Annotated in this window: 10 protein-coding genes; 8 read left to right on the top strand and 2 right to left on the bottom strand. The window is 41.1% G+C overall.

What is annotated here, in order from left to right; genetic code table 11:
* Positions 1–15: 15 nt before the first annotated feature.
* On the top strand, positions 16–3,294 hold the full coding sequence (locus tag NVS78_RS13270; protein ID WP_286359589.1) for a golvesin C-terminal-like domain-containing protein: 3,279 nt from the start codon (positions 16–18) through the stop codon (positions 3,292–3,294).
* 41 nt (positions 3,295–3,335) lie between these two features.
* On the opposite strand, the gene NVS78_RS13265 is transcribed toward NVS78_RS13270, so the two are convergent.
* Both NVS78_RS13265 and NVS78_RS13260 read right to left on the bottom strand, forming a co-directional pair.
* Entirely contained in the window at positions 3,336–4,535 is a 1,200-nt protein-coding gene (locus NVS78_RS13265; protein WP_070807423.1) for a C1 family peptidase, read from the bottom strand.
* A gap of 170 nt (positions 4,536–4,705) precedes the next feature.
* On the bottom strand, positions 4,706–5,215 hold the full coding sequence (locus NVS78_RS13260) for a YfbM family protein (RefSeq protein ID WP_286359588.1): 510 nt from the start codon (positions 5,213–5,215) through the stop codon (positions 4,706–4,708).
* 320 nt (positions 5,216–5,535) lie between these two features.
* Between NVS78_RS13260 and NVS78_RS13255 the strand changes: the two genes are divergently transcribed.
* The 7 genes from NVS78_RS13255 (at position 5,536) to NVS78_RS13225 (ending at position 17,268) form a co-directional block, all read left to right on the top strand.
* On the top strand, positions 5,536–6,063 hold the full coding sequence (locus NVS78_RS13255; protein WP_059025182.1) for an RNA polymerase sigma factor: 528 nt from the start codon (positions 5,536–5,538) through the stop codon (positions 6,061–6,063).
* 53 nt (positions 6,064–6,116) lie between these two features.
* Positions 6,117–7,292: a FecR family protein gene (locus tag NVS78_RS13250; protein ID WP_286359587.1), complete on the top strand. Its 1,176-nt coding sequence runs from the start codon at positions 6,117–6,119 to the stop codon at positions 7,290–7,292.
* 87 nt (positions 7,293–7,379) lie between these two features.
* On the top strand, positions 7,380–10,814 hold the full coding sequence (locus tag NVS78_RS13245) for a SusC/RagA family TonB-linked outer membrane protein (RefSeq protein WP_286359586.1): 3,435 nt from the start codon (positions 7,380–7,382) through the stop codon (positions 10,812–10,814).
* A 17-nt stretch (positions 10,815–10,831) separates the two neighbouring features.
* Positions 10,832–12,313 carry a RagB/SusD family nutrient uptake outer membrane protein gene (locus tag NVS78_RS13240; RefSeq protein ID WP_286359585.1) on the top strand — a complete coding sequence of 494 codons (1,482 nt, stop codon included), beginning with the start codon at positions 10,832–10,834 and terminating at the stop codon, positions 12,311–12,313.
* A 10-nt stretch (positions 12,314–12,323) separates the two neighbouring features.
* Positions 12,324–13,013, top strand: coding sequence for a DUF4843 domain-containing protein (locus NVS78_RS13235; RefSeq protein ID WP_059025174.1), 690 nt, complete (start codon positions 12,324–12,326; stop codon positions 13,011–13,013).
* A gap of 17 nt (positions 13,014–13,030) precedes the next feature.
* Entirely contained in the window at positions 13,031–14,536 is a 1,506-nt protein-coding gene (locus tag NVS78_RS13230; protein WP_286359584.1) for a PKD-like family lipoprotein, read from the top strand.
* A 92-nt stretch (positions 14,537–14,628) separates the two neighbouring features.
* On the top strand, positions 14,629–17,268 hold the full coding sequence (locus tag NVS78_RS13225) for a zinc-dependent metalloprotease (RefSeq protein WP_286359583.1): 2,640 nt from the start codon (positions 14,629–14,631) through the stop codon (positions 17,266–17,268).
* The last annotated feature ends 34 nt before the right edge of the window (positions 17,269–17,302 follow it).

Below are 17,302 nucleotides of genomic sequence, written 5' to 3'. Positions count from 1 at the left end.
GCCAATTCGTTTCGTATGATCAATTTTCGAGATATAATGCTTGTTACTCGATACGAGATAAAAATCGGGAGAAGAAACTGGATATATAATATTTTCTTTGTATTGGCTGTTTTGTTTATAGGATATTACCATTTTTATTTACAAAGCAATTTAAAGCCCTTTAATATAAAGATGGTTGCTTTGCCCAGTTCTTTTCCTTTGATGAATGCTTACTTGTTTAATTTTTGGTTATCACTACTTGTTGTTTTTATCGTGTTGGAGCTTTTTGGGCGGGAGAGAGAGAAAGATACTTTGGAAACGGTAATGGTACGCTCGTTTGATAACCGGGATTATTTTATAGGTAAAATCGGAGGAATAACGGTACTTCTCATGGGAATGAATTTGATCGTCATGGGAGTGGCGTTTTTTATCCATCTTTTTGCGAGTGATTCTCCCTTCGATTTGAGGCTTTATTTTTTTTATTTTTTTTCTTTTACGATTCCCGCGTTCGTGTTTATGCTGGGGATTTGTGTATGGGTTTGCGCCGTTTTTAGAAATCGTTATTTTCCGGTTTTGTTTTTATTCGGGTTACTGTATCTTTTTTTCGTTTATGCCAAGCCGGTGGAATTTTTAGATTTGTACGGCAGGATGTTGCCGAATGGTTTTTCAGGTATAACGGGACATTTCGATTTATGGAAATATTTGGTTCAACGTTTTTCTTTCTTACTGGTAGGTACTGGGGCACTCGTGAGCGCTGTCGGTTTCATAAAACGATTACCTAATCGACAGAGCAGGAAGATAAGATTTCATTTATCCGGTTTGGTTCTTGTCTTGTGCGGATTGGGAATAGGGTATATTCCGGTGTACGGTGTAAAAAAGGAAAAAGAGATTCGGGAAATTTATCGACAAACTTATTTGAAATATCCCTCTTCTGCTTGTTTGGCATTACTTTCTCATGATATAATTTGTCATTTGAAAGGAGAGCGGGTGGAAATGCAAAGTCGGCTCGAGTTGGAGAATTGCAGTCGTGTAGGTCTGCCTCGTGTTTTTTTTTATCTGAATCCTTTTCTGAACGTGGTCCGAATAGAACGGGACGGTAAAATGGTCGTCTTTCGGAAAGAACATCAGGCAATTATTTTAGAGACGACCTTGTCTCCCGGTGAAAAAGCCGTATTCGACATGGAATACGAAGGAAGTATAGACGAGCGGATCTGTTACCTGGATATTCCGGATCAAGAGTATTTTTACCCGAGCTTTGAAATCCAGTCGTTTGTGCCCGGTCGTCGTTATTGTTATTTAGATTCGAATTATACCTTGTTACTACCTGAATGTCTTTGGTATCCGGTGATTTATCCTCCGGCGGATCCCTCTTCACCCTACGAGACGATACGGAATAAATCCCTTTTTTCGCTTCGGGTGATCCCTGCAAATGATGATAGAGTCGTGTCGCAGGGGAAAATGTCTGTTCACGGAGACACGGTTTGTTTCTCTTCTCCGGAATGCTTGTCCGGAATCACTCTTTGTACGGGACCTTTTGAAGAAGAAACGGAACAGATCGGAGATTGGAAGTTTTCGATTCTACATTTTAAAGGACACGATATTTTTCCTTATGACTCGGATCGATTCGTGTTTAATGCTTTTTCCCGGTTGGAAGAGATAAAAGAAGTGCTATATCCGTATAAAAATTTCTATTGTATAGAAACGCCTCCTTCTATGGTTGCTTATTACCGTTTCTGGAAAAATTCAAGTGAATTTGTTCAGCCGGAGATGCTTTTTTTTCCGGAAGGTAAGGAAGCTTGTCCGGTGTCGGCTAAAGATAGGGAAGAGGAAGGGATAAGTCCGATGGCCATCCTCTCGTTTTTGAGCCGTTTTTTGGAAAATAACGGAAGATTCGGGGAACTTTACCGCAGGTTCATGTTTTCGTCTGATGCTAATAATCATGGTTATGGTTGCCGGTATTTTATATATCCTCTTTTTCGACCGAAATCGGTGTTCTCTTCGGAAATTCCGGTTTTGGATGCGGTTATGGGGAATTGTATACAGTCGTCGATAAAAGATCGGTCTGAATACGAATTTAGCTTGTCCGATCTGTTGGAGGCTCGTTATTATTTGCGGGGAGGAGCTTCTTTTAAGATGGCTTTAAGGGACCGGACTTTGAAACGAGAAGTTTTGGACGAGGTCGTAAGGTTGAAAAGTAAATCGTTAGAAAACTACTTGATCTTTTACTCTTCTCCGGAAACGGTAAAACAATTTTGGAAAGCGTTTAGGGATTTACCTTTTCAGGAATACACGTACGGGCAGTTTATAGCTAAAGTGCGAGAGAAGTTCGGGGTTGATATAGAGGATTTTTTGCGGGAATGGTATGAATCTTCATCTCTACCTTTGTTCGCCGTGCGGAATGTTCAGCTTGTTCAGGGTGAAAACGAAATGCAGAAGTTCATCCGTTTTTATATTCGAAATTCCGGGAAGCGTGACGGTATTATCGAGGTCTCGGTAACAGAAAATAACCGGCCGAGAAGTTTATACTATTTAATTGGAAAGGGAGAGAGTAAAAAGATTGTTATTTCAGGCAAAATAAGCCGGTTGACAATTAATACCGGGGTGTCGGCGAACATTCCGGGGGAATTTCAGTATGATTTTTTCAGAATCAGCGATTACTTTTCAAAAGACACCGTTCCGGGTATATACGATGCCGATTCTCTCGTTTTTCAGTCAATACCGGGAGAGATTATCGTGGATAACACGGATAAGGGGTTTCATTTGGAGTATTTGTCCGGTAAGAAGCTTGTCCGTTGGTTTAAAGGAGAACAAGAAGATAAGTATTCATACAATCGATTCTCTGCCAATAATTGGGCAAAATTGGTGGACAAGCAGTGTTACGGACAATACGTGAAAGATGCTTACGCTAAATTGGTAGGTAACGGAGAGTGTAAAGCGATATGGGAAGTCGATATTAAGGAGGCGGGAAATTATGAAATATTTGTTTATCATGTACCATATCAAAGTTCGGGTTCCCGTGGCGTGTCCTCTTTACGTAATCCCGTCCATTATTTTGTGTATGATGGTAAAGCCGAGCGTGAAGTTGTCATACGACCGACGCGAAGAACCTCCGGGTGGATATCGCTGGGTACCTATTATCTGGAACAGGGATTGGCACGAGTCTCCTTGGATGATAGAGGGAAATCGGAAGAGAAGGAGGGGGAATTTTGGTCCACTGTACGTAGTTTGACCACGTGGAAAGGGTATACGCACTATAAATCATCTTATAGTCAAATCATAATAGCGGATGCCGTGAAGTGGGTAAAAATGGATTAGAATAAAAAAACAGCATCTGGAAGATGCTGTTTTTTATCGGATTAAAGTCCTAATTTTTTTCGAATCGCTTTGGGGATGGCGTCCTTATGTACCATAATAGCCACGGTTTGTAAACGGCAATACGGTTCCGACATGTAAAGATAACCGCCGAATGGATTACTGTCTGCATTCCACGAATTTTTGGTTTTATAGTAAAGCGTGCCGTTTTGGTCTTTCAATAGGCCCGTGATATGCATCAAATGGTCGTCGGTCGTCTGCCGGTTGTCGAATCTGAATTGACGTTTTGAATCGTCGATTCTCATCTCCGGTACGGGTTCTTCGAAAGAGGACATTTTAGATTTTCTCTCTTTTTCGCTTAATGTCTGCCATTTGTCGATTTCGGCATTGATCATTTCGGAAGGTTCGTCGGTCGGCAAGATGGCTAAACCGGCTCCGTGGTTAAAACTATTGTGGCTGACATCTCCGTCCCAACATACGGTATATCCCTTTTTCAAAGAGTTGTTCATGATCTCGATCAATTCATCGATCGGAAGATTATAGTAAACACCGTGAGCCCAGTTGTCGGGAATGGGAAGTACAACCTGTGTATAGAAAGGAAATTCCTGGAAGGAGGTGATTTCCACGTAATCGTCCAGATTGAGCCCTAAAGAAGCCTCGAACGTTTTTGGGGTGTATTCTTTTCCTTTGTAGGTGAATTTTTCCGGGGTCGCTCCTAAATAGGTGTCGATAATGCTTTCGTAAGCTTTTGGCCAAACCGGGGTAAGACGGCGGTTCGGGTTTTTGTTGATACCATCCAGCATCCCTTTTAGAGCTTCGACCAATTCGCCGTGGATGTGAAAATCCCTGCCGTATTGGAGTCCCGTGTATACCTCTTCCGGAACAATACCGTATTTTTTAATCATGAGGATGACATCGTGTGCCTGTCCTCCTTCTCCGAAGTTATTTGATCCGTGGAATTGGATATAACGGATTCCTTTTTCGTAATAAGTATTTTTGGCAACGAATAATTCGGAAAGATCGTATTCCGGTTTTCCCATTCTCAATAGTTCGGATTCCAAAAAGGAGAGGGCGGCATAATCCCAGCAGGTCCCGACACTTTGTTGATCCTTCACCGGGGTGGTTTTAAGATCGGCAATGGTTTCGAATTGGTAACCGGAACGGGGACCTCCCTGTTTTTGTGCCAAAAGCGTTGTTGCACCCGTGAAAACAATCACGGCCATCAGTAAAAACTTTCTAATCATAGCGGATAATTTTTTTTTATTGTTGCGGGTGCAAGGTAATCAAAAAAATTAAGGATATACCGCTTTATTTTTACAATTTCTTCCATTTAACGGCATCTGCAATGATATAGAATCCGGGATGAGAAAATTGTATTTTTTCCAAAGCATGGAAGAAGTATTCAAATAATCTGTTATTGAATCGTCACGATAACGCACTTTTTATGTTTGAGAGCGCTCCGGTAAAATCTCAATAGTTTTTTATAACCGGTTTCATATAAAAATTCGAACAACTCGGCTTTGTTTTTGGTATTCCATATATCCGGGTAGATCTTGCTTTTAGAGAAAAGATCCGGGGAAAACTTTTTGTAAAGGGTTCTTTTGTTTACGTTTTTAAAGATTGAGATGAGAGGTTCCAACTCCTCGAATCGGGTGTAAGCGATGAAATCATTGTCTTCGTCCTCGCTAAATAGATGCGACCCCACGATGGATTCGCTCAGAAGATTGTTTTTCATCGAGACTACGGCAGATTTGCCGGTTAATAAAAAATGAAGTCCGTCCCAACTTTTATCTATATCGATTGTTTCGTATCGAGGATCTTCATTGATTTCGGATAGCTCTTCAGATAGCTCTTCGTGATCCAACTGAAGCAGACGGTCAATAACATCCGGATCGACCATCTTGTAAGACGCGATCATTCCCATTTGCACTGTTTTTTAGTTAGTAAGACTATAAAAATAAGAATTTTTTATCAAATAGGAACCCAAAAATCGTGTTTATTTTATTTTTAACGGCATACACCTCTTCTTTAATACGATCTGTGAGCTGATTATTACCCATAAGAATCTATAAACGATCGTTTAATAACATTCTTATTTATTTAATTTTCTTAGTTGCATAATTATTTAACATATTGATTATTAATGATTGATTTTTTTGTATCGTATATAAAATTATTTATTTTTGCATATTATTAAACGATCGTTTAATTAATATAGGTTTCGGATGAGCTTTTTATAGGTGTATGGTGTTAAGTAAAAGAGCCAATAGTGTAAAGTTCAAAGATTTGTATGAAAAATTATTTCATAGTTTATTAGCTATTGCTTGTAAATATGTAGACTATAACGAGGCGGAAGATATCGTTCAGGACACTTTTTATAAACTCTGGCATTCACCTCATTTGTTTATTGATGGAAATGAACTTCAGTATTACCTTTATACTGTCGTGAGAAATAAATGTCTGAATCATATCCGGGGAAAGAAGGTAAAAGAGAGATGCCTGAGTCATTACGAGATTGAATCAGAGGAATATTTTTATAATGCCGTGTTGGAAGAGGAGATTTTTATTCGGTTAAGACAGGCGGTGGATTATTTACCTGAGAAATACAGAGTTGTTATCAATTTGACCTTGGAAGGATTAAAAGATAAAGACATTGCGGAAAAACTCGGCATATCTGTGGATGCGGTTAAAACGCAGCGAAAGAGGGGAAAAGACCTTTTGAAAGCGGGTCTTGATCATACGTTTTTAATTTTTCTTGTAAATTTAATTTGATTCTTTGTCACTTTTTGACGGATGGAGTGTTTTACAATAAAAATCGGTCAAGAATGATAGAGAATTATAATGAAATAGACGAAATTGCGGATTTGATTACAGCCCGAATAACCGGAACGATCGATGAAGCGGGAAGAATGAAATTGGAAGACTGGATTTTTGCTTCGCCGGAAAACGCTCGTTTGTATGAACGGTATACATCGGAAGAGTTTATTGTCGATAAATTTCGTTTTATTGCCGAACACGATATTTCGGCCTCTTATCAGGAGTTGATGTTAAAAGTGAAACGAGCGGAACGGAAAAGAAAAGTTCGTTTTTATCGTTATGCCGGCGTGATTGCTTTTTTCATACTGCTTGGGGGAATGTTGTATCTCGGAAAAGAAAATATTGTTTTGTCCAAGCCTGAAAAGGTTGCCCGAATTATTCCCGGAACATATAAGGCTATACTGACGTTAGCAGACGGGAGTCAGGTGGATCTTTCCGAAATTGAGACCGATCGAAAATTAGATAAGGAGGGAGCTCATATGCGGATCATGTCAGGAGCTATCCGGTATGCTACATCCGATACTTCCGTTGTGGAAGAGCAATATCATACGATATCCATCCCCCGGGGAGGAGAGTATACGCTGACGTTAAGCGACGGAAGTGTTTTGCAGATGAATTCGGAGTCCGAAATCCGTTATCCGGCTTCTTTCCGGAGCGGAATCCGGGAGGTTTTTATGAAGGGGGAGGTTTTTTTTCAGGTTGCACGGGATACGACGGCTCCCTTTGTTATTCATTCGGAGCAAGGGGAAATACGTGTGTTGGGAACTTCTTTTAACGTGAGGGATTACGGTGATGAAAATTTCCTTGAAACCACGTTGGTAAATGGAAAAGTTGCTTTCGAGAGAGCCGGGGAACAATATACTTTATTGCCTGGGGAACAATTGAAATTGGATAAACGGAACGGTCAGACGGCCGTTATGCCCGTGGATACCCGTCTGTATTGTTCCTGGACAGAGGGGAGGTTCGTTTTTGAAAAACAGCGTCTGGAAGATATCATGAATACACTTTCCCGTTGGTATGACATACGCGTGTCTTATGAGAATCAATCTTTAAAGGATGTTTTGTTTACCGGAAATCTGAAAAGATACGGGGAGTTGGCTCCCATACTGGATATGTTGACGTTAATCAATAAAATTGATATAGAAGTCGATGGTAATCACATAATGGTAAAAGATCGGAAATAAAAAAGTCGGAAGATACGCCCGTATCTTCCGACCTAAAACCTTCCCGGAGGGTATCCGGAAATAATTATTCATCTAATTCACAAATGTATGAAAAAAAAGTTCAATTATCAAGGTCGTGATTATGGCCTTCGGAAATGCTATGTCACAATGAAATTCACCATTTTATTTATGTTTATTTCTATTCTCCAATTGAGGGCGGAAGTGAAATCGCAGGAGGTGTTGTTTAATTTAAAGATGAGTAACGTTTCGTTGATCGAGGTACTAAAGTCGATAGAATCTCAAAGTGATTATACCTGTTTGTATAGTTACGAGGAGGTGTCGAAGGTAACAAACCTTGACTTGGATTTTAAAAATGCAACTGTTCAGGCTATACTGGAGAAGTGTTTGAAAGGAACGAAGTTGCAGTATAGAATTGTTGATCAGACAATTGTTATTCGGAATACAAAAGTTGTCCCGCAAACTCAAAAAGTAGATAAGAAAACTATTAAAGGACGGGTGGTCGATTTGGAGAAGATCCCGTTGCCGGGCGTAACCGTTATCATAAAAGGGACAACCTTGGGTTGTGCTACGGATACGGCAGGACGTTTTCAATTGGTGCTTCCGGATATAAAGGATATTGTTTTGGAAGTTAGCTTTATCGGGATGGAAACGAAAGTCATCAAGTTGAAAGATATTAAGGATAAGGAAATTCTCGATGGGAAAAAAGAGTTGGATATTGTTCTGGTAGAACAGGCCGAGAGTTTGGACGATGTGGTCGTTACGGGGTATGCCAATGTACGTAAAGAGTCTTACACCGGAACTTCGGTTCGAATAGAGGGAAAAGAGTTAATGAAAGTGGCCAATCGAAATATAATTTCGGCCTTACAGGTGTTCGATCCCTCGTTTCGCATTATGGAAAATAATCTGATGGGATCTAATCCGAATGCGATTCCCGAATTTTACGTCAGAGGACAGTCGGGAGTGGGGGTGAGAGAGTTGGACGTGGCTGATGTTTCCGAAGCGAAGTTGAAAAATAATCCGAATTTACCGATCTTTATTTTGGATGGTTTTGACGTGAGTGCCGAGAAAATATACGATATGGATCCGACCCGTATCCATAGTATCACGATCTTGAAAGATGCTGCCGCGACAGCCATATACGGTTCCCGGGCTTCTAACGGGGTGATCGTGGTGGAGACAAAAGCTCCAAAAGCCGGAAAATTGAACGTGAATTACAATTTCGTGGGTAGTTTGACTGCTCCGGATTTGTCCAGTTACGATTATTTCGATGCCAGGGAGAAATTAGCCGCAGAGGTCGCTGCCGGGTATTATAAATTGAAAGAGGATGGAAGTAATATCAGGCAGGTGTATACAAATTACATGAAAAAATTGAATGCTATCAATAAAGGGGTAGATACTTACTGGTTAAGTCAACCTTTGCGTACGGGATTCAATCATAAACATAGCGTATACGTGGACGGGGGTAACGATGCCGTGCGGTATGGATTCGAATTACGCTATGACAATGAGAACGGTGTGATGAAAAAATCTTACCGGAATCGGGTCGGTGCCGGATTTTACATCGATTATCGATTGAAAGATTTACAGATACGGAATCATGTTACCTATGACCGGGTAAGTGCCCGAAATTCACCCTTCGGGAGTTTCGGCGATTTCGTGAAACAGTTGCCCTATAACGAAATGAAGGATGAAACCGGACATTATACACCGGAGTTGCCTCTTTACGGGAATGGTACATCACTTGTGAATCCGATGTACGAGGGAGCAGAAACTAAAAATTTCAGCAAAAACTATTACGAAGAATTTACCAATAATTTTAGTTTGGATTGGTACATAACGGAAGCATTTCGTTTTAAAGGACAAATCGCCTTGACCAAACGGATCGACGGTTCTAAAAACTTTTTGGATCCGAAATCGGGGACTTTTAATGACGCAAAAGAGTATAACGGGGAGAAAAAGGGTTCTTTGGCAGTTTCAGACGGGAATCAATTTCGTTGGACGACCAATTGGTTGTTGATGTATAATCAGATATTCGAACACCATTATTTGACAGGAACTTTAGGATTGAATACGACGGAGTCTGTTATTTCCGGTACTTCGGCTTTTTACCGCGGATTTCCTTCCGGGAATCTGAGTTCGATTATGTACGCTCAGGAGCAGGTGGGTAAGACCAATGAAACGGATAACCATACCCGTCTTTTCGGAGCATTCTTAACCATGAATTACTCGTATAAAGATATCTATTTGTTTGATGCTTCTTGTCGTTTGGATGGTTCGTCTGAATTCGGTGCCGACAGGAAATGGGCTCCTTTTTGGTCCTTGGGAACCGGCTTGAATATGCATCGATATCCATTTTTGACCGATAATCCGTGGATTTCTCAGCTGAAGTTGACTTTAACCTACGGACAGACGGGTAAGGTTAATTTCCAACCGTATGCGGCCAAGGATATCTACGAGATCTATGATAAAAACTGGTACATTACCGGTATGGGAGTTCAGTTGATGGCCTTGGGAAATACTTCTCTCGGTTGGGAGGTGAAGAATAGCACGAACGTTGGAGTGGAGTTTACCTTGAAAGAGGGTTTGTTTTATCTAAAGGGGACGTACTATTACGAAAAGACAAAAGATATGATCACGCAGATCGATATCCCTTCCTCTTTCGGATTTACCCAATATTATGACAATTTGGGAGAGGTTGAAAACCGGGGGTACGAGTTTCAATTGCGTTCGGATATATTGAATAAAAAGGACTGGTTTGTATCTGTTTTTGCCAATCTTTCTCACAACAAAAACGAGATTTTAAAAGTATCCAATTCGTTGAGTAATTATAACAATAAAGTAAACGATTACTACGAAGAGTATAACAGGAGTGAATTTGAATCTGCTGATGAAAAATACGCCAAGCCTTTTTTGAAATACGAGGAGGGGGGCACATTGACCTCCATATTCGGGATGAAATCCTTAGGGATCGATCCGGCCAGCGGACAAGAGGTTTACGTGAGACGGGACGGAACCATCACCTATGATTGGGAAGCCAATGAGCAGCAGATTATCGGCGATACGGAACCGGCAGCCAAAGGATCTTTCGGTTTTAACTTCGTTTGGAAATCGCTTTCCGTCTATGCTTCTTTTATGTACGAGTTCGGAGGTGAACGGTATAATAATACTTATCCGACGCATATCGAAAGTGTGGATTTGTGGAAATACAATGCGGATAAACGGGTATTTTCCGATCGATGGATGCATATAGGAGATAAAACACCTCTGAAAGATATTAAGGATCGTTCGGCTATTGCCCGTCCGACCTCCCGTTTTGTACAAAAATACAATACGCTTGATTTTAACTCTTTGAGTATAGCTTGGACGTTTGATAACGATTGGGTAAGAAAATTGGGATTGAACGTGTTGAAATTGCAATTTAATACAACGGGATTGGCCCATTTCTCAACGGTAAAACAGGAGCGGGGGACCTCTTATCCTTATGCAAGAGTGTATGATCTCTCCTTAAATATAAGCTTCTAAATCTAAAAAGAACGATTATGAAAAAAGATGTTATTTTATTGTTATTGGTATTTCTAACCGTTTCCTGTAATGATTGGTTGGATATAGAACCTAAAAGTCAGATCGATAAGGATAAATTGTTTTCGGATGAAACCGGATTTCAAAATGCGTTGAACGGCATTTATCAAGGAGCTTCCTTGGGAATGTTGTATGGTAAAAATATGAGTTGGGGTATGCTAAGTGCTGTTTCTCAGATTTATGATCCGGAGTCTTTGTTGGAGGAAGAGGGGGATTTTGCTGAATTTACCTATGATAACAAGACGACGGAGCCTGTTGTGGCTGCTATATGGGAAAAATTGTATAACCTGATAGCCAATTGTAATCTGTTGTTAAACGAGGTGGCTAAAGCCTCACCTTCTATTTTTACTTTAGATACGGTTTCTAAAAATGTAATTGCAGGTGAAGCTTTAGCGTTACGAGCTTTTTTCCATTTTGACGTTGTTCGTTTGTTTGCCCCGGCTCCGGTAACGGAAAAGGATGCTCCGAAGCATCTGATCCCTTATCAGACGGAATGGCCTTCCGAGATCAAAAAGAAATTGACCGCTACGGAAGCGTTGGATGAAGTGATCAAAGATTTACTACAAGCCAAGGATCTATTGGCATTTAACGATACCTCGTATAATGCGACAGGAATGAGTAATGTCGATGTGCGTATAAAGGGATTATACAGCGTAAAGGGTGGAAAATTTATGAACAACAGGGGATATCGCCTTAATTATTGTGCTGTGCTTGGGATGTTGGCTCGGGTATATATGTATAAGGGAGATCGAGATAATGCTTATAAATATGCCTCTGAATTTTATAATACTTTTGTCGTAAAGAAAAAATGGTTTAAATGGAACGCATCCTCTGATTTTACGGACGATCTGAAATATCGGCAAAAAAAGCATTTGTCGGATGGCCTCTTCTCTTTCTATAATTTCGATTTATTGAATAATTATGTCGACTATAACGTGTGGTGGGTGGATCAGGCGATGCAAATTCAGGGTGTAAACGAAATTTTTGCGAACGATAAAGACGATTATCGCTTGAATTATCTGTTGGATCATAAAGAAGTGTACGGGGAAGAGGTCTATTGGTCTATCAAGTACCAGCGTATTTCCGGTGATGCAAATATAAATCGGGATGAGGGGAGGGCCTTACCGAATTTGCGGATGAGCGAAATTTATTATATCCTGGCAGAGTGTCTCTATCATCAGGGAAGGGAACCCGAAGCCGTGAAAATATTGAAAGAATTGAGAGATGCGCGGGGATGTAAACGGAAGATAACTTCTTTTACTTCGGAAAAAGATTTTTACGATGTTCTGTTAAATGATGCCCGGCGGGAGTTTATCGGGGAAGGACAATTATTTTTTATGTATAAACGTTTGAATCGTCCGATTCTAACGGTTGGATCTGAAATCGCACCCAGTGCTAAGGTGTTCGTATTTGATATTCCGAATAGTCAGAATGTATTTTAATTGATAGATTATGAAAAGATATTTATATAGTTTAATCGTTTTGTTTGCCTTTATCGGGTGTAGTACGGATGAGGTAGAGGTGTATCAGTCCGAAGGGTATATTTCGTTCGTGGAAAAGGAATCGGATACCTTGGTGGTCTCGTTCTTTCTGTTGGGAAACTTGCAGGAGTACGATTTACCCGTGTCCGTTCGTTTCACGGGAGATCCTTATCGGGAAAAACAACCAATATCATTGGTCGTGAACGAGAAAAAAACCACGATGGCGGCTCAATACTATGACTTACCGCAACCCGAAATGAGTGCCATGAGTCATTTGGATACGTTTAAGATTCATCTGAAAAACTATCCCGAATTACAGACGAGAACGGATATGTTGTGCATCGAGTTAAAGGAGAATGATGCCTTTCAATTAGGAGACCGCAATTATCGTCGGATGTATATAAAAATCAATGATAACGTAGCTAAACCCGATTGGTGGTCTCGTAACACGGAACGCTATTACCTGGGGGCCTATTCCGATGAAAAAATTCGGGAGTTGATGATTGCTGCACAACCGGATCTGACGGGTAAGGTGGACGAGGGAATGATTCGTACGTGGGCCCTGAAATTGAAATATCACTTGGAAAAGAGAGCTGATTCTCCGGAGGGACCTGTAACAGAAAAAGACGGTTCCCTGATGACAGTTCCGGTTAAAGGTTAATATTAAAAAGTAAGATTATGAAATGGAATAAATTAATATATGTAACGCTATTTACCTTGTTTTTATTCTCTGCTTGCTATGAGGATAAAGGAAATTACGATTACAAGGATATGGAGAAAAATAAGGTTACGGTGCTCTTTAAATCATGGACGGCAAAACCCTATTATGGAGAACCGGCTATTTTTACTCCGAAACTGAGGCTGGATAACCCGAATGCAGATACGAATGTACTTAAATTCAATTATTATTTTGGAAAATACGGATGCGTTTGCTCCGAAAAGAACATGAGCTACGTGTTCGAGGGAGAGACCGGTAGCGTAGAAGGAATCTTGATCGTGACGGATACTACAACCGGAATGATGTGGTCCTCGAATATCGGTGTCAGTTACCAAAGTCCTTACGGAACAGGATGGTTTATTTTGTCGGATGAGAATGGAAAGTCCCGGGTAAATATGGTACGTGTGCGGAATGACGAGTACATAACGGATCAGCGGTTATATTCAACTTTATGGGGAGGGGATTTGGGAACCCGGCCTCACCGAATCTTACTGAACAAAAAAGGAATAAAATGGGGGGAACCCTATGAGCTTAGGATTCTACAAGATGGTCCCGAAGGATCTGTTTCTTTGGATCCGAAAGATTTGAAATTGACTAAAACTTTAAAATCCGAATTTGTAGGAGAGATGTTACCGGATGCCGGGTTTAAAGCGGAAGGCTTCGCTTTCGGAGATTGTTGTGGCGTTGTGATTGGACAGGATGGAAATGTGTATACTAGAATATATGATCGTAATAAATTGAACTATAGTTCTTTTGTCGCAATTCCCATGGAGTATAAAAAACAGAAGGTGAACGCTCAATATTTATTGAATGACCATCCTAAAGGAGAAATGTACGATATGATACTGTATGATAAGACACAAGGAGCTTTTATGATCGTAAAAGGAGGATCTCTATCCAGTGCGGGAGGTACCTCCGTGGTTACAGCCCCGGAGACTCTCCCGACGGGAGTTCCTTCCCCCGCCAATCTATATGCTTATGAAAATCTCTATTCTCAATTGTATAATACCGGTTATAATGGTGTTGCGTCAGTCTTTTCTTTGATAAAAGATAAGGATGGAAAGGTGTTCGTCTACTCTTTCGCGGGACCTTTACTGGGAGAGTGTAAAGAGTTGACGAAAAAAGAGTTTAAAGCTTCTGCACTCTTGTCCGAAACATCGGTTTGGCATCGTCTCAGAACGAGACCCTATTTGTTTATCGGGAAAGGAAAAGAATTGTATTATTACGATCTGAATACATCGATGCTATATCCTTATCGTTTGAGTACCGGTTTTGCCGGGAATATCACCTCCATTGAGTCGGACTACTCGCAAAAAGATAACGTGCTGGCAGTGGGATTAGATAGTGGAGATTTTTATCTCCTGGATGTTTCGGAAAAAGCTTTCGTGGCTCCGGAATTGCCGGAACCGATTTATCAAACGAGAGTTCCGGGAAAAATCGTGGATCACTTCTACAAGCAATATTAAGAACCAAATCTTGAAATCTATAGCGTGGAACGGGGCGAAAGTCCTGTCCCATTCCACGTTTATTGTCTATAAATTAAAAAAATCACTGTTGTATGAAATTAAAAATTTTATTTCTTTTACTGGTAATGCTTGGCCTTACCCTAACGGTTGATGCTCGAAAGAGAAAGAAAACCGCTACCTCCTCGAAGCAGGAACAAAAGGAGACGAAATACCAAAAGTTATTCAAGGATAAGGCTTGTGAAACTGTTCCCGGAATGATCACGCTTCATAAAATGGATGGTAAGGTCTATTTTGAATTGCCGGTAACGATGTTGGATAAAGAGATGTTGTTGGGTTCAACGGTCAGTGAAATAACGGATAACCGTTTTGCTATCGTGGGAGAAAAACCCCGTGAGCCTTTGCATGTCGTATTTACTCGTGCAGACTCTTTGATCAACTTGAGAACAGTTACCTCTAATTTTATCTCTAAGGATGCCAATATCGAGCAGAGAATAAAAGAGAGTACGGTACCTGCTATTTTGCGGAATTTTAAGATTCTGGCCTTTAGTCCGGACAGTGCCAACGTGGTGATCGACATGACAGACTTCCTGCTGTCGGATAATGATGATATCGGTCCTTTTAATCCTTATGCTCCGGCAACCGGATACGGTCGGGCTTGGATCGAAAAGGAGTACAAGGCCGCGGATTCTCAGATTGCCGGAGTCAAAGCTTTCTCGGATAATGTAAGCGTGAGATCTTCCTTAACATATATTGTTAGCGTGAGGGATCAACGGTATTATTACACGTATAAGAAGCCGTTCACCGCGGTGATGACCCGTAGTTTTGTTTTATTACCCGAAGAGCCTATGCGTCTCAGGATAGCAGATCCCAGGATAAATATTTTCGTGATGGAAAAATCCACCTTTAGCAATGAAGGAAATGGTGTACAACGGGTTTATTTCACGAATCGTTGGAGGTTGGAACCGAAAGACGAGGCAAAATATCGGCGGGGAGAACTGGTAGAACCTCGCAAACCGATCGTGTTTTACATCGATAATACTTTTCCGGAAAGTTGGAAACCCTACATAAAAGAAGGGATAGAAAAGTGGAATCTGGCTTTTGAAAAGATCGGGTTTAAAAATGCGGTAGTGACCAAAGATTTTCCAGCCAATGATCCTGAATTTGATCCGGATAATTTGAAGTATTCTTGCGTGCGTTATTCTCCCTCTCAAGTGGCAAATGCCATGGGCCCCTCCTGGACGGATCCCAGAACCGGGGAAATCTTAAATGCTTCTGTCTACCTGTATCACAACTTGATCAAGTTGGTACAAGACTGGCGTTTCCTGCAAACGGCACCTGCCGATGCCGATGTACGATCGATGACAATGGACGAGAAATTGCTGGGTGAGTGTATCCGCTATGTCGTTAGTCACGAGGTCGGTCATTGTTTGTCTTTGATGCATAATATGGCGGGTTCTTCTTCTATTCCCACGGATTCGTTACGCTCTCCGTCATTTACGCGAAAATACGGTACAACGTATTCTATTATGGACTATGCCCGGAACAATTACGTGGCACAGCCGGGAGACAAAGAGCGAGGTGTTCGTTTGACTCCTCCTGAATTGGGCGAGAGCGACTATTTTTCTATAAAGTGGTTGTATGCTCCTTTGTTCGATGCTCAGACTCCCGAGGAGGAAGTTGCTACGTTGAGTAGTTGGATTGCTGAAAAATCGGGAGATCCTGTATATCGGTACGGGAAACAACAATTGCAGGTTCATATCGATCCGAGTTCGATGGAAGAAGATTTGGGAGACGATCCTATAAAATCGGCAACGTACGGGGTCAAGAATCTAAAATACCTGTTGAATCACCTGAATGAGTGGGTCGGGGAGAAAGATTATGACTACACGTTCCGTTCCACGATGTACAACGAAATCGTGTACCAATATTTCCGGTATATCAATCACGTGTTTGCCAATATCGGTGGAATCTATTTGAATGAACGGTATGTCGGAGATGCTCGTCCGAGTTATGTTACGGTACCGAAAGAGAGACAAAAACAGGCTGTCGCTTTTATATTCGAACAAATGAGAGATCTGACTTGGCTGAATGGAATGCAGTTTGACGAGGGGTTACCTCTGCGCGGAGATATCTCTAATCTTGTCGAGGACGAGCTATTCAAATCGTTAATGGGAAGTCCGTTCGCGTTAAATCTTTGTGCATCGAAAGCAAAGACGGATCCTTACGGGGAGGCGGAGTTTATGGATGATTTTTATCGTTTTATCTGGGAACCCACGATAAAGGGCAAAACATTGAGCGAGACAGAGAAAAAATACCAACTTCGATTTTTGTCGATGCTAATGATTAATTCCGGTGTCAATAGAGGAGAAAAAGGTTCTTCTCTGGGTGTTTTGGCCTTGGCGGGAGAAAATCAGATGGTGGCGGTTCCGGAAGAGATAAAGGAACGGAGTCGTGAGATCTACGGAGAATTGCCGGAGTCCGTGTTGGGAAGATTTACAAATGAAGCACTTGTTCCGGTGGAACCTTGTCCGGACGAAAGGATCGATCAGGGAAAAGCCGGATTCAGCCTGTATGTTTCTGTTCAACGAAAAGGAAAGCCGATGGAGCATGTTTACTACAATATCTTGAAACGTACGCACAATTTGTTGAAAACGAAGGTAAATACCGGATCGGAGGATACCCGCAAACACTATCGTTTGTTAATGTACAAATTAGAAAAGGCTTTAAAATGATTTTCGGATCATGCTTATGGTAAAATATATTGTA

Origin of the sequence: Gabonibacter chumensis, assembly GCF_024741215.1 — a bacterium.
GTDB lineage: Bacteria > Bacteroidota > Bacteroidia > Bacteroidales > Marinifilaceae > Gabonibacter > Gabonibacter massiliensis.
This window is presented reverse-complemented; position numbering and strand designations above follow the sequence as displayed.